Here is a 25,107-nt window from a genome sequence, read left to right as displayed (position 1 = left end):
AAATTACAACTCTATAAAAAATGGCTTACTCATATTAAATGAATAAGCCAAAAAACAACTATTAATTTTCTACAAATTCGGATTCAACCACTTCTCAGCAGTATTCATATCCCAACCTTTACGCTCAGCATAACTCTCTAACTGATCACGACTGATCTTACCGACATTGAAGTACTCACTATCAGGGTGCGAGTAATAGAATCCGCTGACCGACGACGCAGGCCACATCGCATAGCTTTCGGTTAAAGTCGTGCCGATAGCATCTACCGTACCGAGCCAATCAAACAATTTGCCTTTTTCCGTATGCTCAGGGCAAGCAGGGTAACCAGGCGCAGGGCGGATGCCGACATATTTTTCTTTAATCATCTCATCGTTGGTGAGTGACTCAGTCGGCTGATAGCCCCAGTACTCTTTACGTACCAGCTCATGCAGATGCTCAGCGAATGCTTCGGCTAGACGGTCAGACAGAGCCTGTACCATGATGGCATTATAGTCATCGCCTGCCGCTTTGTATTGCTCAGCGAGTGCTTCTGTACCGACGATAGAGACAGTAAAGCCGCCCAAGTGATCGGTATGTGTCTCTGATGGCGAGATAAAGTCAGCCAAGCTAAAGTTCGGTTTGCCACTGGCTTTATCGCTTTGTTGACGTAAATGCTCGAACTGATAGGTTGGGCTGCCACCATCATCAGGCGCATTGTCATAGACCGTCACGGTGTCCGCACCCGTACGGCGAGCGGGCATGAGTTTAAACACCCCTTTAGCGACGATTGATTTTTCCTCAATCATCTTTTGCATCAGCTCATTGGCATTATTAAACAGGTCACGAGCCGCTTCGCCGACCACATCATCTTGCAAGATTTTTGGATATTTACCTGCCAGTCCCCAAGAGATAAAAAATGGCGTCCAGTCGATATACGGCAGCAAATTAGTGATGGGGTAGTCATCCAATATCACTTGGCCCAATTTGTTTGGCACTGGTGGCACATAATTGTCCCAGTCACCTTTAAAGCCCATTTTAATTGACTCAGCATACGATACTTTAGCCGCTTTTGGTTTACGCTTGGCCAGACGTTCGCGTACCTTGGCGTACTCTTCGCGGGTCTCATCGATCAGCGCTTGACGATGTTCTTTTGAGAGCAGCTTGGTCACCACACCGACTGAGCGCGAGGCGTCTGTGACATAGATGACGCCATCGTTTTGATATTGCGGCTCCACCTTAACCGCGGTATGCGCTTTAGAGGTGGTCGCACCGCCAATCATAAGCGGTAAGGTCATGCCGCGCTCTTGCATTTGCTTGGCCACATAGACCATCTCATCGAGACTTGGGGTAATCAAACCAGACAGACCGATGATATCGACTTTTTCTTTGATCGCGGTATCGAGGATGGTCTCACAGGGTACCATCACGCTGAGGTCAATGATGTCGTAGCCATTACAGCCGAGTACCACGCCGACGATGTTTTTACCGATATCATGCACGTCGCCTTTGACGGTCGCCATCAGGATTTTACCTTTGACCTCGCCTTCGACCTTTTCGGCTTCGATATACGGGTTCAGCCAAGCGACTGACTGCTTCATTACGCGGGCAGACTTGACCACTTGCGGTAGGAACATTTTACCCGCACCAAATAAGTCACCGACGATATTCATACCGTCCATCAATGGGCCTTCGATGACTTCTAGCGGCTTGGGGTATTTCTCCCATGCTTCTTTGGTGTCCGCTTCGATAAAGGTAGTAATGCCTTTGACTAGAGCATGAGCGATGCGCTCTTCTACCGTACCTTCACGCCAGCTCATATCGACCGTACTGTCTTTTTTCTTACCGCCATTATGATAGTTTTCAGCAGCGCCCATCAGTCGCTCGGTGGCATCTTGACCACTTTCGCCTTGATTGCGATTGAGCATGACATCTTCGATAGCGTCACGCGCTTCCTTTGGAATATCATCATATACCTCAAGCATGGCTGGGTTGACGATACCCATGGTCAGGCCGTTTTTGATCGCGTGAAATAAGAATACCGAGTTGATGGCTTCACGGATTGGGTTACCACGGAAACTAAACGATACGTTAGACACACCGCCCGATACCATGGCATTAGGCAGATTTTCAGTGATCCATTTGGTCGCATTAATAAAGTCGGCACCGTAGTTATTGTGCTCGGTGATGCCGGTTGCGACGGCAAAGATATTAGGGTCAAAAATAATATCTTCAGATGGGAAGCCAACTTCGTTGACCAGCACATCATAGCTGCGCTGGCAGATTTCAGTTTTGCGCTCGTAAGTATCGGCCTGACCGTCTTTGTCAAAGGCCATGACGATAATGGCGGCACCGTAACGCATACACAGCTTGGCTTTTTCGACGAACTCAGCGTGACCTTCTTTGAGCGAGATAGAGTTGACGACAGATTTACCCTGCGTGCGCTTTAGCCCTTCTTCGATGATGTCCCATTTAGAGGAGTCGATCATCAGCGGTACACGGCTGATATCTGGCTCACCTGATACGAGATTGACAAAGTGAATCATCGCCTGCTTGGAGTCGAGCATACCCTCATCCATATTGATGTCGACGATTTGTGCGCCGCCTTCTACTTGGTCACGGGCGACATCAAGTGCCTCGGTGTAGGCTTCGGTTTTAATCAAACGTAAGAATTTTTTAGAACCTGTCACGTTGGTACGTTCACCGACATTAACAAACAAGCTGTCAGTATCGATGGTAAATGGCTCAAGTCCAGACAAGCGGCAGGCAGGTGCGATTTCAGGAATCACGCGCGGCGCATAGTTTTTTACCATGTTTGCGATTTGGCGGATATGCTCAGGTGTGGTACCACAGCAGCCGCCGACGATATTTAAGATGCCTGCTTTGGCAAAGCCTTCTAGCAATGCTGCTGTTTCTTCAGCCGTTTCATCATACTCACCAAACTCATTGGGCAGACCAGCGTTTGGATGCGCTGAAACATAAGTATCAGCGATATTGGACAACGTTTGGATATGTGGTCGCAGCGCATCGGCACCAAGCGCACAGTTGAAGCCGACTGATAAAGGTTTGGCATGGCGAACCGAGTTATAAAATGCTTCAGCCGTTTGTCCTGATAGCGTGCGACCTGAGGCATCAGTAATCGTACCCGATATCATAATCGGAAGCTCAAATCCAATATCATCAAACACGCCAGTGATCGCAAATATCGCTGCTTTGGCATTGAGCGTATCAAAGATGGTCTCGATTAGAATAAGGTCGACACCACCTTCAATTAGAGCCAATGTCGCTTCACGGTAGTTAAGTACTAGCTCATCAAAGGTAATGTTACGAAACGCAGGATCATTGACATCCGGTGATATCGAGCAGGTACGTGAAGTGGGGCCAACCACACCCGCGACAAAACGCGGCTTGTCTGGTGTTTTTGCAGTAAAGGCATCGGCGGCCTCGCGTGCCAGTCTGGCCGCTTCTTTGTTTAGCTCAGGCACCAGATACTGCATATCGTAATCGGCCATCGACAGGCGCGTACCATTAAAGCTATTGGTTTCAATGATATCTGCACCAGCACCAAGATGATCATCATGAATCTCTTTAATCATCTGTGGTTGTGAGAGCACCAGCAGGTCGTTATTACCGCGTACGTCTTGGCTAATATCTGCAAAACGCTCACCACGATAATCAGCTTCTTCTAGTTTATAGGTCTGAATCTGTGTACCCATCGCTCCATCTAGCATCAAAATGCGCGACGCCATTTGCTCGGTGATACGTGTCCGTGCCGTTATTTGTTGCTCTTTATAAGGAAATACGGCAGGTGGCGTCAGGACAAAGTCATCGGCAGATTGTGATGGGCTAGAAGTTGCATCGGTTTGTGAGTCAGTTGCTTGGGTCATAGGAGCGCTGCTTATATCATCAATGTTATAAAAGAAAGGAATAACAAACGGAGTGAAAATTCTTATCAGCTAAATAGCGTGGAAAAGTCGTATTATTTTAACATGAAAATCGCACAGCACGAGGGATAGTGCTGACTCTGCTAAGGTCATTGACAAATTGTCTGTTTTTTAATGAGTTAAAGTCTATTGCATAAGGTAGGTAGGCAGAAATGAATAACTATGCACTCAAAGTTTACACAAAGCTTTGCTTGGATAAACTAAAGTCAAACATGACTCTTAAAAGTAAGACAGAACTTACACCGCCGCTACAAAAACAGCGTAAAGGTATATTGATAAACTTTTTTGAGATGTTAATTTGATTTCAGAAGAATTAGCATTGCGTAAGTAATACTTACTAATGAATGTTAATGGCTTTGACCAAAAACGTTTTTATTAAAGCCGTTTTTAACAAAAAAGTATGCACCTTTGTATCGACGTAATAGTTGCTTACGAAATGCAAATTAACCATTGAGATGACATTATCATCGGCCAAAATACTTAATCATTAATACTTAAGGATATAATTATGAAGCTTACTAAAATCGCTGCCATTGGTACATTAGCACTTTCAGTTGCAGGCCTAAGTGCTTGTAATAGCATGATGCCAGCTGACGCTGATAGTGCCTCGACTGAAGCACCTACCAGTAGTCAAGCAGCAACAGATACGCAAGCAGTATCTGATATGAATGTGGTACAAGTAGCACAAAGCAATGCTGATTTCTCGTTGCTTGTTGAAGCGGTAGAAGCTGCAGGCATCGCGGCACCATTATCTAATCCTAATGCCAACTTCACTATATTTGCACCGACCAATGAAGCATTTGCACAAGTGTTGCAAGAAACAGGTATGACGAAAGAGCAACTGTTTGCCAACAAACCATTGCTTACCAAAATCTTGGGCTACCATGTGATCAACGGTGCAGCACCAGTATATGCAGCAGATGTGAAGCCAGGTACGATTACTATGCTGAGTAAAGATGCACTTGTGGTCACCGATCAAGGCCAACTACAAGATGAAAATGGTCGTACAGTTAATATTTTAGACACTGATATTGCTGCTAACAATGGTGTGGTACACGTTATCGATAAAGTTTTGCTTCCTAAATAATTCTTGGTTGAAACCTGCTATCCGTACAAGCTAATACGTATAAGCTAATAATAGCGTCGTACACGTGATTGATACAGTGTTGCTACCTAAGTAAGCAGTAATTAAAAAATAATCAGTTAAAATCGTAGTTATTGATGTAACAAGTTTGACGTAATCGGCACTGGTCCAATTGGTATCGTTTGCAACAAATAAATTATTCACTGTTATATTCATTAACTGAGAAACCTATTTGTTAATCAAATAATGTAATTGACCATTCATTGATAAGGAAATACCCATGTTAAAGAAAAACTTACTATCTATCGCTGTTGTTACAGCTGCCATGTCATTAGCCGCTTGTAATGATACAGAAACCACGACTGATCCAGTTGAGCCTGAAGCGACTACTGAAGAAGTGGTTGTAGAGCCAATGGCTGAAACTGATGCAATGGCCGAAACAGATCCAGCGGCTGAGACTGATATGATGGACGAAGCTGCTGCTACGCAAACCATTGCTGAACTTGCTGCAGATAACGAAAATCTAACCATCCTAAACGCAGCACTACAAGCAGCTGGTCTTGACACTATGTTGATGGAAGATACCAAGCATACTGTATTTGCACCAACAGATGATGCATTTGCTCCTGTATTAGAAAGTTTGGGCGTGACCAAAGAGGAGCTATTGGCTGATACAGATTTACTTAACAAAGTACTTCCTTACCATGTGCTAGCGTCAGAAGTATTGGCTGCTGACATTCCTTATGGTACTGATATTGAAACTGCTAATGGTGCAACTATCTCTATCAGCGAAGACAACGTCATCACTGATGCTACTGGTAACACAGCCAACATCACCGGTACAGATATCATGGCAACCAATGGTGTGGTTCACACTATCGATGCGGTATTAATGCCTGAATAAGTTGTTTTTATAGACTGAGTTTTATCATTTATCAATGATATCGAAGAAGCCTAGCTCACTAGCTAGGCTTTTTTGTGTCTGACTTATGGTTGACCCGGCGTATCGCTCTAATAATGGTATCAATATAAAAGTGCTGGATAGTAGTACTGGATAAGAGGACTGGCGATACTATGAAAGTTCGTGACACCTAAAGTGAGAACAAGGCAGCCGACTATAGACTGTACAAATGGTATATTTAGAGAGGCTCATACCGTAGCGGTTTAGTAGTTCGCTGATTGTATATATATGTATATAGCGCACTGGTTCTAGTTTTTACTGACGGTTGTCACTGATATACATAGTTTGAGATTGATATTAAACGACTTTGTAAAAAGAGGTTAGAGCCTATTGAACGGCCACAAAAAAGCCCAAGACGACTGTCTTGGGCTTTGATTAAGATGATTAAGTAATCACCTGTCTTAACATGTTGTTTAGACAGGTGGTTGAGCTTGCTTATTTAACTTCTTTGTTTAGTGGATCAGCAGCCATTCTTTTTTCCAATTCTAGATGACGCTCTTCCCAGTAAGTAGCGTTTTTGATACCAAACTTTTTAGGATCAAAGACAAATCTTTTGGCAGTCGTACCGCCACCTGCTTTGAGCTGCGCTTCGTAATCTCGTAGGATAGAGATGGCAGGACGTGCGACAAAGAATACTACGATGATACCAACGATGTTTAACCAAGCCATCAAGCCAACACCAACATCGCCAAGTCCCCAAATGAAACCTGAGCTGTTTAGCGCACCATAAGCAACCATGAACATGATGATAAGTTTTACAGCAAACTGACCTGCTTTACTAGCGCCTTTACCCATAGAGCGGGTGAGGTAAGAGATGTTTACTTCGGCGATATAGTAGTACGCCAAGATAGTGGTAAAGGCAAAGAAGAATACCGCTATCGCGATAAAAGTATTACCAAAAGTACCGTAAACAGATTCCATCGCCATTTGGGTAAATGCTGGCGCGTTAATTTCAACATCCGCTGCTACGTTTTGTACCAAGAACTGGCCATCAGGCAATGTGCCTTGGATGTTGTACATACCTGTAGATAAAATCATAAAGGCAGTTGCAGAACAAACCAGTAAGGTATCAACATAGACTGAGAATGCCTGTACTAAACCCTGCTGTGCAGGATGATCAACGGCAGCCGCTGCGGCAGCATGAGGACCTGTACCTTGACCTGCTTCGTTAGAGTAAATACCACGTTTTACGCCCCAACCAATAGCAGCACCAAAACCTGCTTGTGCAGTAAAGGCATCACCAACGATGCTACCGAATACTTGTGGAATCATGCTGAAATTTGCAAATAAAATGAGCAGTGCTAAGACAATATAACCCACTGCCATGAAGGGTACTGCATACTCAGTAAAGGTTGCAATACGTTTGATACCACCAAAAATAATGAAGCCCAATACGATTAACACAACACCTAGAGCCATGATACGAGTCGTACCAGTCTCTATACCCATAAAGTTCATCGCTGAGCCTTCACCTGCAACCTGCGCAACGGCGTTGATAACCCCGTTGGCCTGTACACCAGGTAAGAAAATACCACAAGCAACGATTGAGGCGATGGCGAATAGAATACCGTACCATTTTTGACCAAGCGCACGCTCGAAGTAATAAGCAGGGCCACCACGATATTCGCCTGTTACGATATCACGCTCTTTATAAATTTGACCTAAGGTGGACTCAATATAAGCGGTTGACGCGCCCAAAAAGGCCACAACCCACATCCAAAATACGGCACCTGGACCACCGAAGCCAATGGCAGCAGCAACACCGGCGATGTTACCCATACCGACACGACCAGATAGAGAGACGGCTAGTGCCTGAAATGAAGAGATACCATCGTTATCAGGTTTCCCTTTAAATAATAGTCTGAGCATTTCTTTGAATAAGCGTACTTGTACGAAGCGTGTCATGATGGAATAGAAGAGACCAGCGCCCAAACACAGATAGATCAGTGCTGGACTCCAGATAATTCCATTTACTAAATTAACAAAACCTTCCATATGTATGTTCCTAGTACTGTCTCAAAGTGGCTTTGTATGCTTTAGAAGTAAGCTAACTGGTTAACTTACTTATTTAAGTTAAACAGTTAAATTAGCTACATCGACTTGTATGTATCAGTTAAGTCCCATACGTGCTTAGCCACCAAGAGTGAAGTGTGGTTTTCTGAACCTATCCGCTTAGCTTATCAGTGGGATTTACTGTTTATATAGTACTGATACTATTAGTAGCGGGTAGATCAGCGGGTTATATAGTCAAATGCTTATGATCGTGACAGCATTCAACTTACTATGAGCAGTATCGATTTATTACACTACTGGAATGGTTGATTAGATTTTCTACGTAAATACTTGATAGTTAAACGATAATCAAGAAGTTGCTAATACTAATCGTGTTATAAGTCCACTACCAAATGTATTCAAACCGTACGGCTACGTAACTGCAATTTGCCATATTTTTGTACCAATTACTAGAATTTTCTTTTTTCATCAGCATATATAGTTATTCAGTACGATCCAATTTTACGTAAATAACGAGTATATATGCACGAATGAGTGGTGATATGAAACGATATCCCAAGACAGCCGCAATAATAGAGCGGAAAGTGATTATGTTTTGTAACCAATAATGGCAAAACCATATTTATAGGGCCATTATGGCTAGAGCAGCTTACAGGCTATAATATGAGTTACTATAGTCAGTCCAATATAAATCTGTTTAATGCTTATAGCATGTTAGAAAACGGTTAAAAAATATCTTACTGGTTATTTGTTACTTACCATTATTAGGAGAAACGATGATGATGCGACAATCAATTATAAAACCCATTTTGCTCGCAGCAGTACTAGCAACCTCTACCGTTGGTCTTAGCGGCTGTGGCTATAACAACCTGCAAGCGCAAGACGAGCAAGTGACTGCGTCGTGGTCAGAAGTTGTTAACCAATATCAGCGTCGTTCTGATTTGGTGCCAAACTTAGTCAAAGTGGTACAGCAGTATGCTGAGCAGGAGCAAGAAGTCTTTACGCAAGTGGCTGAAGCGCGTTCACGTGCTGGTGGTATGACAGCGACGCCTGAAGTGCTCAACGACCCAGAAGCGATGGAACGTTATGTAGAGGCGCAAGAGCAGATGACAGGGGCATTGTCACGATTGATGGCAGTCTCTGAACGTTATCCTGAGTTAAAGTCAGATGGATTGTTCCAAGATTTACAAGCGCAGCTTGAAGGGACTGAAAATCGTATTGCTGTCGCTCGTAACCGTTATATCCAAGAGGTACAAAGCTATAATACAACGGTGCGTCAATTCCCAACCAACATTACCGCAAAAGTATTTGGCATGGAGACCAAGCCAAACTTTAGTGTGGAAAATGAAGAAGCGATATCAACGGCACCAACGGTAGATTTTGGTGATGACGATGCAGCAACTACTCAGTAGAGTGCAGTCAATAAGCGCATTATATATAAGTGGCATAGAGATATAAGTGGCATAGAGCGGCAAAAGCTGCTTCATTTATTTAAAGTAAGCGGCCGAACTGCTTATTGAAGGTATTGATACAGATATTTGATAAATATGAATACCGATCAACTTATCGTTTGCGTATCATGATTCGGATCTATAAAGACAAGTAACAGTGTTACGAGTGGTAGACTAAAGGTGTTCGATACCGTGTCGGATTTATATGAGATTGACTATAGTACAGATGTATTGAGGTGGTATAGATTAGATGAATAATTCAAAAGCACTCTTATCAGTATTGCTGTTCACGCTCAGCGTCAGTGGTACGTCTATGCTGCATGCTGCAACTAATGGCAATGTTGACGATGATGCTGTCGCTACTAATAGCACCTCAAGTCTGCAAGATCGTAGTGTCGAGGATTTAGTGGCACTTGCCAAAGCAGGCGATTCCAATGAAGCCATCGATGATGCAGTACTGGGTAATGAAGCCATCAATGAAGCGGTGCTCGGCAACGATGCTATCAATCAAAGCTCAGCAAATGATACAGACAGTGTTCAAACAACAGATCAGCCACCAGTGCGGTCAAGTGCAGAAAGTGTCGATGCAGATAAGCTGATATTGAATTCGCCAGTGGTTGATCAAGCCAATATTCTAAATCCGCAAGAGAAACAGCGTTTAGAGGCGCAGTTAAAAAATATCTATCAGCAAGGTTTCGCCCAAGCGGCAGTGGTTATTGTTCCTACAACAAATGGTTTGCCGATATTTGACTATGCACTGCAAGTGGCTGAAAAATGGCAGTTAGGTGATGAAGATATCGATGACGGCCTGCTAATGGTTGTCGCTGTCAATGACCGTGAGATGTATATCTTGACTGGCTATGGGCTAGAAGGCGTCTTACCAGATGCTGCAGTGAATCGTATTATTCGTGAAGATATCACACCACTATTTAAGCAGAACGACTACGGTGCTGGGATATTGGCAGGTGTAGATGCATTAAAGACCCGTCTAACTGCTGACCCCGAGGTCTTGGCTCGTGCTGATGCGCAAGCAGCCGAGCGTAGTGCGCAACAGGGCAATGACGAAGTACCGTCGCCTATTTTTTTGTTTATTATGGCGATGATATTTGGTAGCTTTATTACCAATATATTTGGTCGCGTGTTTGGCTCTATTCTAACGGCAGGTGGGTTTTTTGCTGGCTCGTTAGCACTGGGTGGCGGCTTCTTCATGACGGTGATTATGGCCATATTTATTTGGATGTTTTTGATCTCACGTGGTGGTGGCGGTAAAGGTGGCTCTGGCGGTGGTCGTCGAGGTGGTGGTATGGTATTCCTACCTGGTAGCGGAGGCGGTGGCAGCCGTGGTGGCGGAGGTTTTGGTAGCGGTGGTTTTGGCGGCGGCGGCGGTGGTTTTGGCGGCGGTGGTGCTGGCGGCTCGTGGTAGAGAGACAATGTATGTTTAAGAATACCAGAGGCAAAATGACCGTGAGTAATGATGTATTAGAGGGAATAGTATAATGACAGAAAACAACGCTTCAAAGTCCAGTCTTGCTCGCTGGTGGCGTCAGGTCGTATTTGTTCCTTTATGGCATAGCAAATGGCTGACGACAGAGGCTAAAGTGCGTCTGACAGAGCGTGTGACCCAAGCAGAGCGAGGTCACCGCGGCGAGGTGTTTTTGATTGTAGAAAATCACTTGCCCATTCAGGATGCTTATCACCTTGACTGTCATGAGCGTGCCGTTGATTTGTTTAGTGCGTACCGAGTTTGGGACACTGAAGAAAACACAGGTGTCTTGATTTATGTCAATATTTGCGAGCATCAGTTAGAGATCGTCGCGGATCGCGGCATCAGTGCTCATGTGAGTCCTACTGTCTGGCACGCGATGTGCGAAAAAGCGGTATCAGGTATTGCCAATCAAAAAATAGAAGAAAGCTTGGCTGAATTGTTAGATGAAGTAGGGCAAGTGCTGCGTCAATATTATCACCTTGAGCATGATCCAGCAGGCAATGAGCTGTCTGATACCGTGGTGTTTTTGAAGTAGCGTTTATCATGAAGTGTGATGATGATTCTCATCAGTTCTCGTTATTTGCTAGGGTTTCAGTATGAATTGAAATACAATAGCGCTTCGAGAAATAACGTGTTTTTTATAAAGAGTAGCTACTGGAACACTATGATAGAGTTAATTAAGAAATTACCAAAAGCAGAACTGCATTTACATATCGAAGGCTCATTAGAACCTGAGCTGATGTTTAGATTGGCGAAAAAAAACCAGATTGAAATCCCTTATAAAGACATAGAAGATGTCCGCAACGCTTATAACTTTAATAATCTACAGAGTTTTTTAGACATCTATTATGCGGGCGCAAATGTCCTTGTGACCAAAGATGACTTTTATGATCTGACATGGGCATATATCCTCAAATGTGTTGAAGACAACGTCATTCACACAGAGATATTTTTTGACCCTCAGACTCATACCGAAAGAGGCGTACCTTTTGCAGCCGTCATTACGGGTATCAAAGAAGCACTGGCTGATGCCAAAGAAAAATTCGGTATTACTTCTTGTATCATCATGTGTTTCTTACGACATTTATCACAAGAAGAAGCGTTTGCCACGTTGGACGAAGCGATGGTGTTTAAAGACGATATCATCGGTGTCGGTCTTGATTCTTCAGAATTAGGCAATCCACCGTCAAAGTTTAAAGAAGTGTTTGAAAAGGCAAAAGAGGCCGGCTTTAAGCTAGTGGCTCATGCTGGTGAAGAGGCTGATTTTTCTTATATTTATGAAGCACTAGATTTATTAAATATCAACAGAATCGACCATGGTGTTCAGTCCATAAAAAGCCCAGAACTCATGCAACGACTTAAAGATGAGCAAATGCCACTGACGGTTTGCCCAAACTCTAATATTGAGCTTAAGGTCTTTGGGGACTACGCAGAGCACAATATCAAAGAGCTGCTAGATTATGGTCTAAATATCAGTGTCAACTCAGATGATCCAGCGTATTTTAAAGGCTATATGAATCAGAACTTTATAAATATCTGTGAAAATCTGCCGTTAACGGAAGATGATATCATCACCTTGGTCAAAAACTCATTTAGATCGTCATTTATAGATGATGAGTTAAAAGAGCTGTATTTAGCGAAAGTGGATCTGGCATTGAACTAACCTTAATGAGTTCGTTATGAGCAGAAAAGGCGCAACGGTTTATATAAATCGTTACGCCTTTTTTGTTGTCTGTCGTTAGGGCGTGTCTTCATTTAAAAAATGACGACCAAACAAAATAAATTACTGTCAAACAAGGAAAATAGCGCAGATAATATCGGGATATTAACCAGCTATTTGACGATGTTTGGTAAGATTCAGCCATTTTTAGTCCATTGAGATGACTATTGAGTGAATCGAGTGAATTGAAGACACGCCCTAGTAATATTTACTAGCAGTAGCCATTATAAAGCAGTAATTTCTTCTATCAGCAGCGGCAGTACTATGCCAGCCTTCTCTGCTAACGTGATATCAACGAATGTATTTGGCGTGGGATTTGGATTGATTTCGATAACTTGCGCACCGTTTTGTTTGGCTGATTGCGCCAGACCAGCAGCAGGGTAGACGAGACTGGAGGTGCCAATACTGATAAAGACCTCGCAGTTAGTCGCAGCATTTTCAGCTGTGTGCCATTCATCTACAGGCAGCGCCTCACCAAACCATACAATATCTGGTCTGATATAACCACCACACTGGGCGCAAGTCATTAGTGCTTCGTCATAACCGACAGTGTTTTGGCTACTATACGAATCTCTTGCTTGCTCTTGGACAGGCGCCTCACACTGACCACACTTATGACGCCATAGATTACCGTGCAAATGGGTCACAGTACTGCCAGCCTGCTCATGCAAATCATCGACATTTTGAGTGATCAGTGTCAGCTGCTGCTCCGTTGATTGAGCATGATACTGCCACTGTGCCAAAGCATGGTGCGCAGGATTTGGGGTTTTATCTGCGACTACTTGCCGACGCCATTGATACCATGACCATACTAGTTTTGGATCACGGATGAACGCCTCTGGTGTTGCCAAGTCCTCTACGCCATAATTTTCCCATAAGCCGGTTTGCTTGTCTCGAAACGTTGGGATGCCGCTTTCTGCAGAAATACCAGCCCCTGTCAAAATGCAAATACGTTGTGCTGGTTTTAGCAACTTGGTGGCAAGTTCTACTTCCGCTATTAACGTTGGTGATAATTCTGCTAACATGAGCCAACCCTTGTCAATGATGGATGTTTTTTCTTATGATAGATGGAATTTGGTGGCTTGTCATACTGTTTACCATTATCGTGGTTTTATGGTTCGTGGCAAAATCGCGTGGTGCAAAAGCAGACGAAAAACATAGTGGCGCGAAGTCAAAAAATGTAGCACCGAATGATGCTCTACAAAAAACCTCAGCGATATTAAAGCAGTATTTTGCTAATTATCGAGTCACCCGTAAGGCGAACCATTTGCTCATTAGCAAAGAAGGCAAAAAGATTGCGATGCTTACGATTGATAAAAAGTTGGCTGTTGGTCAACGTCGTTTGGGTGATGTTCCTGTGATCAATTACCACCGTGTGCCTAGTCGCGCTCAGTTGACTGTTAACTTGCAAGATGCAGAGTGAGGCTTTCTCTATAGGTGAGAAATGCTAAGTTCGATAGGCATAGAAAAGCTGTAAACATCTTGAAGTGCTGATTTGATGAGTAAGGGTTGTTTGGAGCAGGGCAAAGGAAGAGTGAAGCAAGATTGTAAATATAATGATTGGTGCGCTCGGCGGGAATCGAACCCACGACCCTCGGCTTCGGAGGCTAGAACCACCATATTTCGTTAAATAGCATTAATGTATGATAAGTTGTTATAGCATACGTACAAAGGTTTTCATTAAAATATAGCCAACGACCTTTAGTGTCTTTTAAAGTAATAAATGCATTATCTCTTCAAGTATTTTCTGAGCCTCTAAGCTCATCTAAACAATCTACTGTGAAAGTAGTTTATTGTTTCCACTACTATCAAAAACTTGATGCTATTAAATCCATCACCTTTTAAGCAACAGACTTAGAGCCTTTTAAGTAATATTCAATCAAAAGGAAAGTTGCAAGTAATTGTTAGATTTACCTATAATTACAGCTCTAGTAGCTCTAGTAGCTCTAGAGCATCCTGACTAAATCTCTTGCATTATATTCTCAGAAAATACTTATTATCTATCATGTTCTTTTGTATTGTTAATGGTCTTTGTATATGCGGTCATTGCAATTTCTATAAACCTACGCTAATTCTATGCAAATACCTATTGATAATAATTACTTATATGAATATAAGGATTGTAAATAAAATAGAGAAAAAACAGTTACATAGTATATAAACTATTCACTGCGAAAATAATAAAAAATACTTGCAATAAGTAACTGTTATATACATAATCCTTTCACTATAAAAATGGTGGACTTATGTATACAAGTATTTCGAGAACTAATGTAGCTGGCCATACTTTAGGCTTTTTAACGATCAGTATTGTCAGCATTTGTATGGGTGTCAATGCCAATGCGCTTACGCCTGAGCAGTACCAAGAGCAGCGTAGTGAAGCCTTAAAACAGCAACAATTGGTTAAGCCCAATGTCAATATAAATACTGATACGTATCAACAAGCGCCTTCCACTTCTATAGTGCCCGCCAGTTCTCAGAACGCTGATGCCGCTTCAATCCCTTGTTTTGATATTGACCATATCTACCTAACAGGTGAGCTGAGCGAAAAGTTCACTTTCGCACTCATGCCTTATACCAAAGGTAAATCATCTTTACTGGGCAGCTGTCTATCAGTCAATGATATCAACCAGCTGGTCACCAATGTACAGAATCGAATTATCGAAAAAGGTTACGTCACCACTCGGGTATTGGTACAAAACCAAAATCTAAAATCTGGTCACTTGACGCTCACCCTTATTCCCGGTCGTATTGACCAAATCACCGCTGTCGATGTTCAAGTCAGTCGTCCTGTTTATATTGATAACAGTGGCAATCCTGCCAACTTTGCCCCTGCCATGCCCATGCATTCTGGTGATTTACTCAATGTCCGTGATATCGAGCAGTCACTAGAGAACTTTAAGCGCGTACCAACCGCTGACGCGGACTTCTCCATTGCACCTAGCAGCCGAATGACCGAGCCTGGTTACAGTGATATTCAAGTTAAATGGCAGCAAGACAAGCGCTGGCGTCTGTCTGCCTCTGTTGATGATTCAGGACAGGAAAGTACGGGTGTTTATCAAGGTAATGTCACGCTATCACTAGACAATCCCACTTGGCAAAACGATTTGTTATACCTATCTTATAACCACAATTTAGATGGCGGCGGTGATGGCGAAGATAATGGTAGCCAAGGCTATAATATCGGCTACGTGCTGCCCATCAATAATACCCAACTAACACTGACCCACAGTGGCTATAACTATGATCAAACCATCGCGGGTGCCAATCAAGACTACGTCTATAGCGGCGACTCTTATAACACTGAAGCGCTCGTCAGCCATTTGGTCCACCGTGACAGCCACAGCAAAACGTATTTAAAGGCAGGTGGTTACACCAAGCAACAAAGTAACTTTATTGATGATACGGAAGTGGAAGTACAGCGTCGCCGTACGGCAGGCTATAAAGCAGGCATTGGCTACGAGACCATCATTGGTAAAACCCAATGGGTAGGTGATGTCATGTATCAGCGCGGTACAGGTGCCTTTGATGCGATCGATCCCCCTGAAGCCCTGTTTAATGAAGGCAGTGCGCGTGCGGGTATCGTAAAGGTAGGGGTTGATGTGAATCATCCTATGCAAATTGCCAATCAAGCGTTGAATTACCATGGCTCTTTTACCGGGCAGTATGCAACTGAGGCATTGGTGCCGAATGAACGTTTGAGTATTGGTGGACGTTATAGTGTACGCGGGTTCGACGGTGAGCGCAGTTTAAGCGGCGATCATGGTGCGATTCTAAAGCAAGAGCTGAGTGCCTATCTTGGTGATAAGCCTCACGCCGTTTATGCTGGTGTCGATGCAGGCTATGTGAAGCTTGATAATGATGCTCAAGATGATCTGCTGTTAGGCAATCATTTGGTTGGCGGGGTTGTAGGCGTCAAAGGCTACGTCACGCCAATTAGAACCAGCTATGACTTGTTTGCTGGCTATCCGCTAGCCCAGCCAGACGGTTTCAGTGACAAAGAGTGGGTCACTGGCTTTAGTTTAGGGTGGCAGTACTAACCCTTACTCACTAACTAGTACTATCATTTATGCCATATCCAAGATTGGCCGTTAACCTGCTTTAATAATCTATTCAATAAACACCCCCTCAAAGGACATCACAATGAACGCTCAATGCTACCGAGTTATTTTTAACAAAGCCCGTGGAATGCTCATGGTGGTGTCAGAGGCGGCACGCTCTCAAGGTAAAACCAGTAACCCTAGCGAGGGTGGTAGTTCAATCAGTCAAACTGCTGGTGGCTCACAGACAACGACTCACACTAATGGTTATTATCAAGGTGGTCAGCTGAATAGTTTGCGCTCACATCTACTGTTAGCGCTTGGTATGGCAACCATCATCAGCAATAGTTTTAGCACAAATGCTCATGCCGATAGCACCAAAATAGTCGCTGATCGTAATGCTGCCGCTGCCCAGCAAGCGGTCGTCTTGCAGGCATCAAATGGTACGGCACAGGTGAATATTCAGACACCAAGTGCTGCTGGCGTCTCACGCAATGTTTTTAGTCAATTTGATGTCGGTTCTGATGGTGCCATTCTTAACAATAGCCGTACCAATGCTCAGACCCAGATTGCTGGTTGGGTAGAAGGCAATCCTTATCTAGCACGCGGCGAAGCGCGTGTTATCTTAAATGAAGTCAATTCAAGCGATCCGAGCCGTCTGGGTGGCTATACTGAGATTGCTGGTGGCAAGGCTGAATTGATTATCGCCAACCCTGCGGGCATCAGTTGTGCTGGCTGCGGTTTTATCAACGCCTCTCGTACCACGCTAACGACCGGTCAAGCACTCATGGATCAAGGCCACTTGACAGGCTTTGATGTAACAGGTGGTAAGGTTCGTATCGATGGTGATGGCTTAGATACTAGCAGTAGTGATTACACTCAAATCATTGCTAAAACGACTGACATTAACGCCAGCGCCTATGCCAAAAACCTAGATGTAATTACTGGTGACAATCAAGTCAGCTACGAAGCGGATGCGGCAGATACGATTGTCACACCCAAAAATGCGACCAATAGCAGCAACCAAGCGACGGGTGTGGCACTGGATGTTTTAGCATTGGGTGCGATGTATGCAGGGAAGATCCGTCTGATTGGTACAGAAAAGGGCATGGGCGTTACCAACGCTGGTAGTATTATCGCAAGCGCTGGGAGCCTTCAATTAGACAGTAATGGTAATTTGATCAACTCAGGTAGCCTCGTTGCCAATCAAGACAAAGTAGATATCAGCACTAAAGATTCTAGCATTGATAACTCAGGGACTATCGCAAGCAGTCGCGGTAGCATCGATCTCAACAGTAGTAATCTAACAAACAGCGGCGTTATGAGCAGTTATGATGCGTTAACCTCGCAGCAAACTGGCAATATAGATAACTCAGGTGAGATAGCCGCTGGTAGCTTTGACATTCAGTCTGCAGCACTCAAAAATAGCGGTAAACTGCTACAAACGGGTACTGGTAATTTGTCTATCACAGCCCAGAAATTTATCAATCAGCAAGATGCTGTCATAGGCCAAGCGCTATATACGAATAACACCAACTCATCTGCTGACCCAACCACCACGCCGCCAAGCACTGCTATTAATGGCAGCAGTATTGAATCAAGTGCAGATGGTAGTTCGCAATCAATGATAACGCCTGATCCATTGCCTATCATCACTCAAAACGGCCGTATTAATACGGGCAATCTGACCAACACAGGCAGCATTTATACAAATGGTGATATCAATGTGTCAGCTGACAGCGTCGCCAACCAAGATAAATCCAGCTTAGCGGCCAGCACTCTTGATATCACTGATAATGGTAATGTCTCTAATACCGACAGTCGCCTGCAACTTGAGTCGATAGATTGGCAATTAACGGACTTTGATAATACTGAAGGTCAGATTATCACTAATGCTGGCATTAACATCAGCACAAATAGCGATATTGATAATACCAAAGGGACGCTTGCCAGTAATGGTGATATCACACTGAACGCTAATGGTGACATCAATAACAATTCAGGTGTTATTCAAAGTAGTGCCAAGTTAAATACCGACAGTCATCATATTAACAACAGCAGTGGTAAGTTGATATCGCAAGAAGGTTTGACGATCAACAGTCGCGGCGACTTAACGAATACTCAAGGTGCGATCAATAGTGCCAAAGATGCCGTCATTACCAGCAAATCTTTGGATAATGACAGCGGCCAAATTACCGCGCAAGGCAGTCTGACGACAAGCTCGGATAGCGTCAATAACAGTGGTCAGCTCTATGGTAAAACTGATACACAACTAACCGCGACAGATACCATCAACAACAGTGGCACGATTGCCAGTGGCGGTAATGTTGATATGACGACTGGCAGTCTGACACAAACAGACAGTGGTAGCTTGGTCGCAGGGATGAGTGCTGATGGGACATTGCTAGATAATAGCGCAAATCTTAATGTCCTAGCGAGCGGCGATATCTCCAGTCAAGGCAATCATATTGCGACTGGCGATGTGAGCTTAAACGGTGATAAGGTGAATCTGACAGACAGCAATACCCAAGGTAGCAGTATTGACACAACTGCCCGTACTGGTATCAATACCACAAACGCTTCGATAGCAGCGACAGACACGCTTACTTTAAGCAGTACGAATGGCACTTTAGATAATACAGCAGGCGTCCTCAGTGGTGGTGTGCTAAAGATTGATGCCCAGCGCTTAAACAACACCGATGGTAAGCTGACACAGACAGGTGAACAAGACCTGACACTTGCACTGGCAGAAGGCATCGACAACACACGTGGTGAGATTGCGAGTAATTCAGACAACCTAACACTGAACACCACGACGCTCGATAATAGTAGTGGAAAAATTATTCACGCTGGTCAAAGCACTACCAATGATACTCGTTTGAATATCAATGCAGACAGTGTAAATAACACGGAAGGTGAAGTCTTAAGTTTAGGTGAGCAAACGTGGCAAATCGCCAAAGATATCGATAACACATCAGGGATGGTACAAGCCAATCGCTTTGCTATCAGCGCACAAAATCTAGATAACACCGATGGGCGTATTGTCGCGGTTAATACCACCCAAACCGCCGAAAAAAATACAGCATCTAGTACTAATCAGTTACAGATTCAAAAGAGCCTCACCAATGCAGGCACAGGCATTGTTGCGAGCGATACCGGTAGCCTCGCAGTCACTGCTGCTGAGATAGACAACAACGGACAAATTTCAAGCGTCAATGACTTGAATCTTAACTCTCGCACTTTGACCAACAGCGGCAGCCTATACAGCCAAGCTGATGTGGACATCGTCAACCAAGGCGCGATGAATAACACAGGCAGTATTGCCGCCCAAAGCAATAGCACCGTGAATACAGGCAGCCTAGTACAAAGTGCTGATGGACAGCTGATAGCAGGATTAACGCCAACAGGAGTGCTTAGCAATACGACGTCAAATTTAACGGTTAACAGCATAGAAAAACAAAGCAATGCGGGGACTAATATTGCCATGGGTAATATTAAGATCGAGGGTAGTGAGCTTGATTTGACGGATAGTCGTAATCAAAGTAACAACCTATCGCTGACAGCGCGCGCGGGTGATATTCGCTTAGATAAAGCCAATACCAACGTGACAGAGTTGGCAAGCTTAAATACCAATGGCGAGCTGAGCAATGATGGCGGCGTATTACAGGCAGGTCAGTTTGATTGGCAAGTTAATGAGCTATCAAATGTGGCAGGTACGATCAATCAAACAGGTAAACAGGCTTTTAACTTAGTAACAAATGGTACTATCAATAACCAAAAAGGCGTTATCGGTGGCAATGCTATTTCACTAAATATCGATAGCAAAAGTACGCTTAATAACACGGAAGGTACGATTGTTCATGGTGGAGACGGTTCGGCAGATGTGACAGCCAATCAGCTTGATAATATGAAGGGTGCTATTGTCAGCACCCAAGCGTTGACCACTAAGGTATCTGGTGGTTTAGATAATTCTGAGGGTGTGATACAAGGCGATACTCTCAATTTGAATGCTAAAACACTGACAAACAACAATGGTCAATTAGTTAGCCAAAACGGTGACCTAAATTTGAGTAGCGAATCAGTCAGTAATCAAGGAGACAAGGCCTATATTCAAAGTGGCAATAACCTGACGATTAATAGTGACCAGTTAACGAACAGCAACAGTGCCACGATCGTGGCAAAAGGGTTTGCAGAGATCAATACCATCAATGCACTAGACAATAAGAGCAATGCGATTATTGCTAGTGATAAAAATATGCTGCTGCAAGCTGGGACGCTTACTAACTCAGCTCAAATCGCCGCATTGGCCCAAGATTTAACTATTAATGCAACTAGCGTAGACAATCAGATAGGAGGCCGGATTAGTGCTGCTGATGATACGGCAATTGTTTCTAGTCAAGATATCAAAAACCAAGGGGTTATCGCGGCCAGTAACCAGTTAGATATTCAAGCTGGCAGTACGATAAACAATAAAGAAGGTGTGCTATCGGGTGGTGCTATCACGCTGAGTAGCAATGCTGATATCAATAATGAGGGCGGTTTAATTGCACAAACGAATGCTGACCAAGCCCTCAATATCAATGCTAAGGGCAATCTGAACAATAAAAACACCAGTACCGTGAGTAACCTACAAACAGGTATTTTAGCCAATGGTACGGCAGATATTGATGTTAATAACATTAATAACCAATCGGGCATTATTTCAGCCAAACAGCTCACGATTGATGCCGCATCAGATGAGACTGTCAACAACGCAAAAGGGTTGTTGCAGGCAGCGGAAGCGTTAACGCTAACAGCGAGTAATAGCGATGCCTTAGACAACCAAGGTGGTCAAATAGTAGCAGACACTATCAACTTGACGGTAGGTAATGCTAGCCGAGGCCGTATTGATAATAACGTTACAGGTAGCTTGATTCAGGCCGGTACTAATATTGATGTGACTACAGGTGTACTAAACAATCAAAACACCAAACAGAGCAGTGAGGATAAGTCGCAAGGTGTTATCGCCAATGACGCAATAAGTATTAATGCGAGCACGATAAATAACCAAAGCGGTCAGCTATTGGCTAATAATAAATTGATGCTCACCGCGGGCAATCAGATCAATAATCAAGCGGGCAGTATTCAAAGTAATGATATCTCGATTGTCGATACCGACGCTACGAATCGTCAGCTTGCAGTCAATAATGATAGTGGTCGTATCGCCGCCAGTAACGATATTACGATCCGCTCAAAAGACTTTACGAATACCAATGGTGAGGTACTTGCCAATGGACGTGCGGATATCAATATCGTCAATGATATCAGTTATGATAATACCAATACCATAAATGCCAATGAAGTCGTACTCACCACTCAAGGCAGTTTTACTAATAGTAGTCAGCTATCGGGACAAAATGCGTTAACTATCAATGCCCAAAGTATTAGCAATCAAAAAGATGCTGAGCTGATTAGCAATGGTACAACTGAGCTAAATGCCGCTACTAACATTGACAATCGTGGTTTGATCAACGGTGAGAATACGTATCTGGATACTGGTAATACAGTCAATAACTATAGTAATGGCCGTATCTACGGTGATCACGTTGCTATAGAGGCAACCACGCTTAATAACACGCCAGATGTATTTACTAAAACTCAGGTAGATGAATGCGTGGCTGGGCCGGGGTGTTTGGTAGACGTTACAACAGAGTTCAATAATGTGCAGGGATGGAGCGATGCATTCATTGAGTTTTATAAGACTCAGTTTCCAGATGCTTATAATCAGCTATTAGTGGATAAAAAGACTTATTATACAGTTACCTCAGATCCTGCCCCAGTAATCGCCGCTCGTCAGCGCCTAGATATCGGTGTAGAGACGCTGAATAACAATCCTAATGAGGCACGTGCTGGTTTCTTTAATGAAGATTTTAACGGTCAAGCCAAGATCATCAGTAATGGTGAGCTGCATATTGGCGGTAGTCTGGATGCCAATCATCAAGCGGTAGGTAATGCTACTACAGTGACCAATAAAGGCGCTTCTATTGAGTCAGTCGGTGATATGAGTATTGATACTAATACGCTTAATAATGTAAATGCAGACTGGTTGGTAAACACTGTAGAAGTTGAACGCAATGATGGTGTGGTTCTATATGCAAAAAACTCTTCTGGTACAAAGTATAGAAGAGATGAGGTGTATTGGGATAGCAAAGGTGAAGATTTATACGTACGAGGTACCAACGAAAAGATAGGAGAAGACTATAACGAGTTTAGATTCAATGAAGTAACCTATACTGATGAGGTGGCAACATCAGATCCATCACGAATCGTATCTGGAAAAGATCTCACTATTAAAGGAGATAATCTACTAAGTGAAAAAAGTCAAATTAACGCTGGTAGCGGCTTTGAGTTGTTAGGCGATAAACTTGAAAATGATATCGAAGACAATGTGGGCTATACCAAGAATCATGTTGAGAATGGAAGGTTATATTGGCGATGGATTAAATCATGTGGAACTTTTGGAAATAAGCATTGTAAACGTGATAAGTATGTAGCACCTTATATATCAGAGCCTGAAACAGTAAAAACTTATCAGCTTTCAATCTTAGACCAAAATATAGACAAAATAGTCATTGCCTATAAAGATGATAGCGTATCAGATGTTCAAGATTTAGACGGTATCAAATCAGCCATTCAAACGCTGACGAGTGATGTGCCAACAGTGGCTGGTACAAACAGTGATGCATCAGTTGATGAGTCAAGTTTGGCCGATGCGACGAGCTTACTTTCAAATTTCGTAACCGCAGAAGACAGCAGTTTAACAGATGCTCAAAAGCAGCAGCTACAGGCGCTGATCGATGCGCAAAATAGTGGTAGTACTATTGATAATGCCGCAGCGCAAGACTTAATTGCTAGTATCAATGAAACTATAGCACAGAGCGCATCTGAAGAGATACGCAGCAGTGCTAGTGCACCGACTCTGCCAAACAGTAGCCTATATGGCACCAATCCTGATAGCAATGCTGATTACCTAGTTGAGACCGATCCCGCATTTGCCAACTATAAAGACTGGCTGTCATCGGACTACATGTTAGATCGACTACAGCTAGATCCTAATATTACCCAAAAGCGTCTAGGTGATGGCTATTATGAGCAGCAGTATATTCGTGATCAAATCATGACATTAACGGGTCGCTACTATCTGGGTGACTATCGCAGCTTAGATGAGCAGTACAAAGGTCTGATGGATGCGGGTATCACTACTGCTCAAACTTTAAACTTGCGCCCTGGTATTGCGCTCACTGATGATCAAGTTGCTCAGCTCACGACTGATATGGTATGGCTTGTACAGCAACAGATCACACTCGCTGATGGTAGCAGTCAACAAGTACTGGTGCCCAAAGTCTATACCCGCCAAGCGGTTGGTCAAATTGATGGTACAGGCAGTCTAATCGCTGCTGATAGCATTGATATGCAGTTATCGGGTGACCTAACTAACCAAGGTAGTATCGTCGGTCATCAGAGCGTTAATATTAATGCTACTAACCTGACCAATGCCAATGGCGGTTTGATCAAAGGCGACTATGTCCAGATTGGCACGGCCAACGATCTAAACAATCTAAGCGGCACTCTGCAAGCGAATAAAGCTATGCAGCTTGACGTTGGTGGTGACTTAAATAACGAGAGCCTGACCTATACCACCAGCTCTGCCAAAGATATGAGTAGTAGTACCCGTACAGATATCAGACAAATTGCCAGCATTTATGTTGGCGATGGCCTCAAAGGACAAGTAGATGAAAAAGGTAATGCGTTAACGACCTTCATCGCTAATGTGGGTGGTGACACAACCTTTGCCGCAGGCCTTTTGGACAATCAAGGAGGCAGCAGCGCTATAGATACCCAAGGCAATGTCCAACTTAATGCCGTGAATACCAGCTACCAAACCAACAGCATTGGTGACGCCAATAACTACTTTAAGCAAGGCGAATCTGTCGATGTTGGCAGTCAACTGAGCAGCAATAGCGATCTCATTATTAAATCAGGCAAAAATATCACAGGGGTCGCCAGCCAAATAAACAGTGATAATGGCACGGTTGATATCTCCGCTGACGGTAATGTCGACTTTACAGAGGGTAGAAACAAACAGAACCTCAGCACGGCCGTTAAAACCACGGACAAAGGTACGTTCAGTAAGAAAACCACTCAAAAACGCTATGACATGCAAAGCGATACTGCCATCAGTAGCAATATCGAGGGTAATACTGTTGTCATGCAAGCAGGAAAAGACATCAGCTTGACAGGTACCAATGCTGTTAGTGATACAGGCACTGGTCTGACCGCTGGTGGTGATGTCAATATCTTAGCCGCTGAAAACACCTCAAGCGAAAGCTCATTTAGTCAAACCAAAAAATCAGGGCTGTTCGGCACAAGCGGCGGCATGGGCTTCACTATC

The 25,107-nt window shown here is 43.7% G+C and carries 12 protein-coding genes; 9 read left to right on the top strand and 3 right to left on the bottom strand.

The annotated features are described in order from the left end of the window. Window positions 1-69: 69 nt before the first annotated feature. Entirely contained in the window at window positions 70-3,864 is a 3,795-nt protein-coding gene (gene metH, locus ACT3SX_RS07130; RefSeq protein ID WP_442062044.1) for a methionine synthase, read from the bottom strand. A gap of 565 nt (window positions 3,865-4,429) precedes the next feature. On the opposite strand from metH, the gene ACT3SX_RS07125 reads away from it, so the two are divergent. Both ACT3SX_RS07125 and ACT3SX_RS07120 read left to right on the top strand, forming a co-directional pair. After that, on the top strand, window positions 4,430-5,008 hold the full coding sequence (locus tag ACT3SX_RS07125) for a fasciclin domain-containing protein (protein ID WP_192518257.1): 579 nt from the start codon (window positions 4,430-4,432) through the stop codon (window positions 5,006-5,008). A gap of 277 nt (window positions 5,009-5,285) precedes the next feature. Next, complete coding sequence (locus tag ACT3SX_RS07120) at window positions 5,286-5,909, top strand: fasciclin domain-containing protein (protein ID WP_192518258.1); 624 nt, start codon at window positions 5,286-5,288, stop codon at window positions 5,907-5,909. Between the two features lie 492 nt (window positions 5,910-6,401). Here the strand turns inward: ACT3SX_RS07120 and ACT3SX_RS07115 are convergent, their stop codons facing one another. After that, a complete protein-coding gene (locus ACT3SX_RS07115) occupies window positions 6,402-7,961 on the bottom strand; it encodes an alanine/glycine:cation symporter family protein (protein WP_192518259.1) in 1,560 nt (519 codons plus the stop codon). A gap of 797 nt (window positions 7,962-8,758) precedes the next feature. Between ACT3SX_RS07115 and ACT3SX_RS07110 the strand changes: the two genes are divergently transcribed. From ACT3SX_RS07110 to ACT3SX_RS07095, 4 genes are all read left to right on the top strand, one after another. Next, window positions 8,759-9,391, top strand: a complete 633-nt coding sequence (locus tag ACT3SX_RS07110) for a LemA family protein (RefSeq protein ID WP_192518268.1) — start codon at window positions 8,759-8,761, stop codon at window positions 9,389-9,391. A gap of 289 nt (window positions 9,392-9,680) precedes the next feature. Further along, complete coding sequence (locus tag ACT3SX_RS07105) at window positions 9,681-10,853, top strand: TPM domain-containing protein (protein ID WP_192991696.1); 1,173 nt, start codon at window positions 9,681-9,683, stop codon at window positions 10,851-10,853. 73 nt (window positions 10,854-10,926) lie between these two features. Beyond that, window positions 10,927-11,451, top strand: coding sequence for a TPM domain-containing protein (locus ACT3SX_RS07100; protein ID WP_192518261.1), 525 nt, complete (start codon window positions 10,927-10,929; stop codon window positions 11,449-11,451). A 129-nt stretch (window positions 11,452-11,580) separates the two neighbouring features. Beyond that, complete coding sequence (locus ACT3SX_RS07095) at window positions 11,581-12,579, top strand: adenosine deaminase (protein WP_192991697.1); 999 nt, start codon at window positions 11,581-11,583, stop codon at window positions 12,577-12,579. Window positions 12,580-12,860: 281 nt separating this feature from the next. On the opposite strand, the gene ACT3SX_RS07090 is transcribed toward ACT3SX_RS07095, so the two are convergent. Beyond that, entirely contained in the window at window positions 12,861-13,661 is an 801-nt protein-coding gene (locus tag ACT3SX_RS07090) for an SIR2 family NAD-dependent protein deacylase (RefSeq protein ID WP_192991698.1), read from the bottom strand. Between the two features lie 35 nt (window positions 13,662-13,696). On the opposite strand from ACT3SX_RS07090, the gene ACT3SX_RS07085 reads away from it, so the two are divergent. The 3 genes from ACT3SX_RS07085 to ACT3SX_RS07075 all read left to right on the top strand — a co-directional run. Next, window positions 13,697-14,059: a hypothetical protein gene (locus ACT3SX_RS07085; protein ID WP_192518264.1), complete on the top strand. Its 363-nt coding sequence runs from the start codon at window positions 13,697-13,699 to the stop codon at window positions 14,057-14,059. Between the two features lie 823 nt (window positions 14,060-14,882). Next, window positions 14,883-16,676 (top strand): ShlB/FhaC/HecB family hemolysin secretion/activation protein, encoded by a 1,794-nt coding sequence (locus ACT3SX_RS07080; RefSeq protein ID WP_192518265.1) that lies wholly within the window; start codon window positions 14,883-14,885, stop codon window positions 16,674-16,676. A 103-nt stretch (window positions 16,677-16,779) separates the two neighbouring features. Beyond that, the coding region (locus ACT3SX_RS07075; protein ID WP_444519043.1) for a two-partner secretion domain-containing protein at window positions 16,780-25,107 on the top strand (8,328 nt) is incomplete at its 3' end.

The sequence above is a fragment of the Psychrobacter sp. AOP31-B2-9 genome, from assembly GCF_052378005.1.
GTDB lineage: Bacteria > Pseudomonadota > Gammaproteobacteria > Pseudomonadales > Moraxellaceae > Psychrobacter.
The sequence above is the reverse complement of the archived record's forward strand: the minus strand, read 5'-3'. Positions and strand labels throughout refer to the sequence as shown.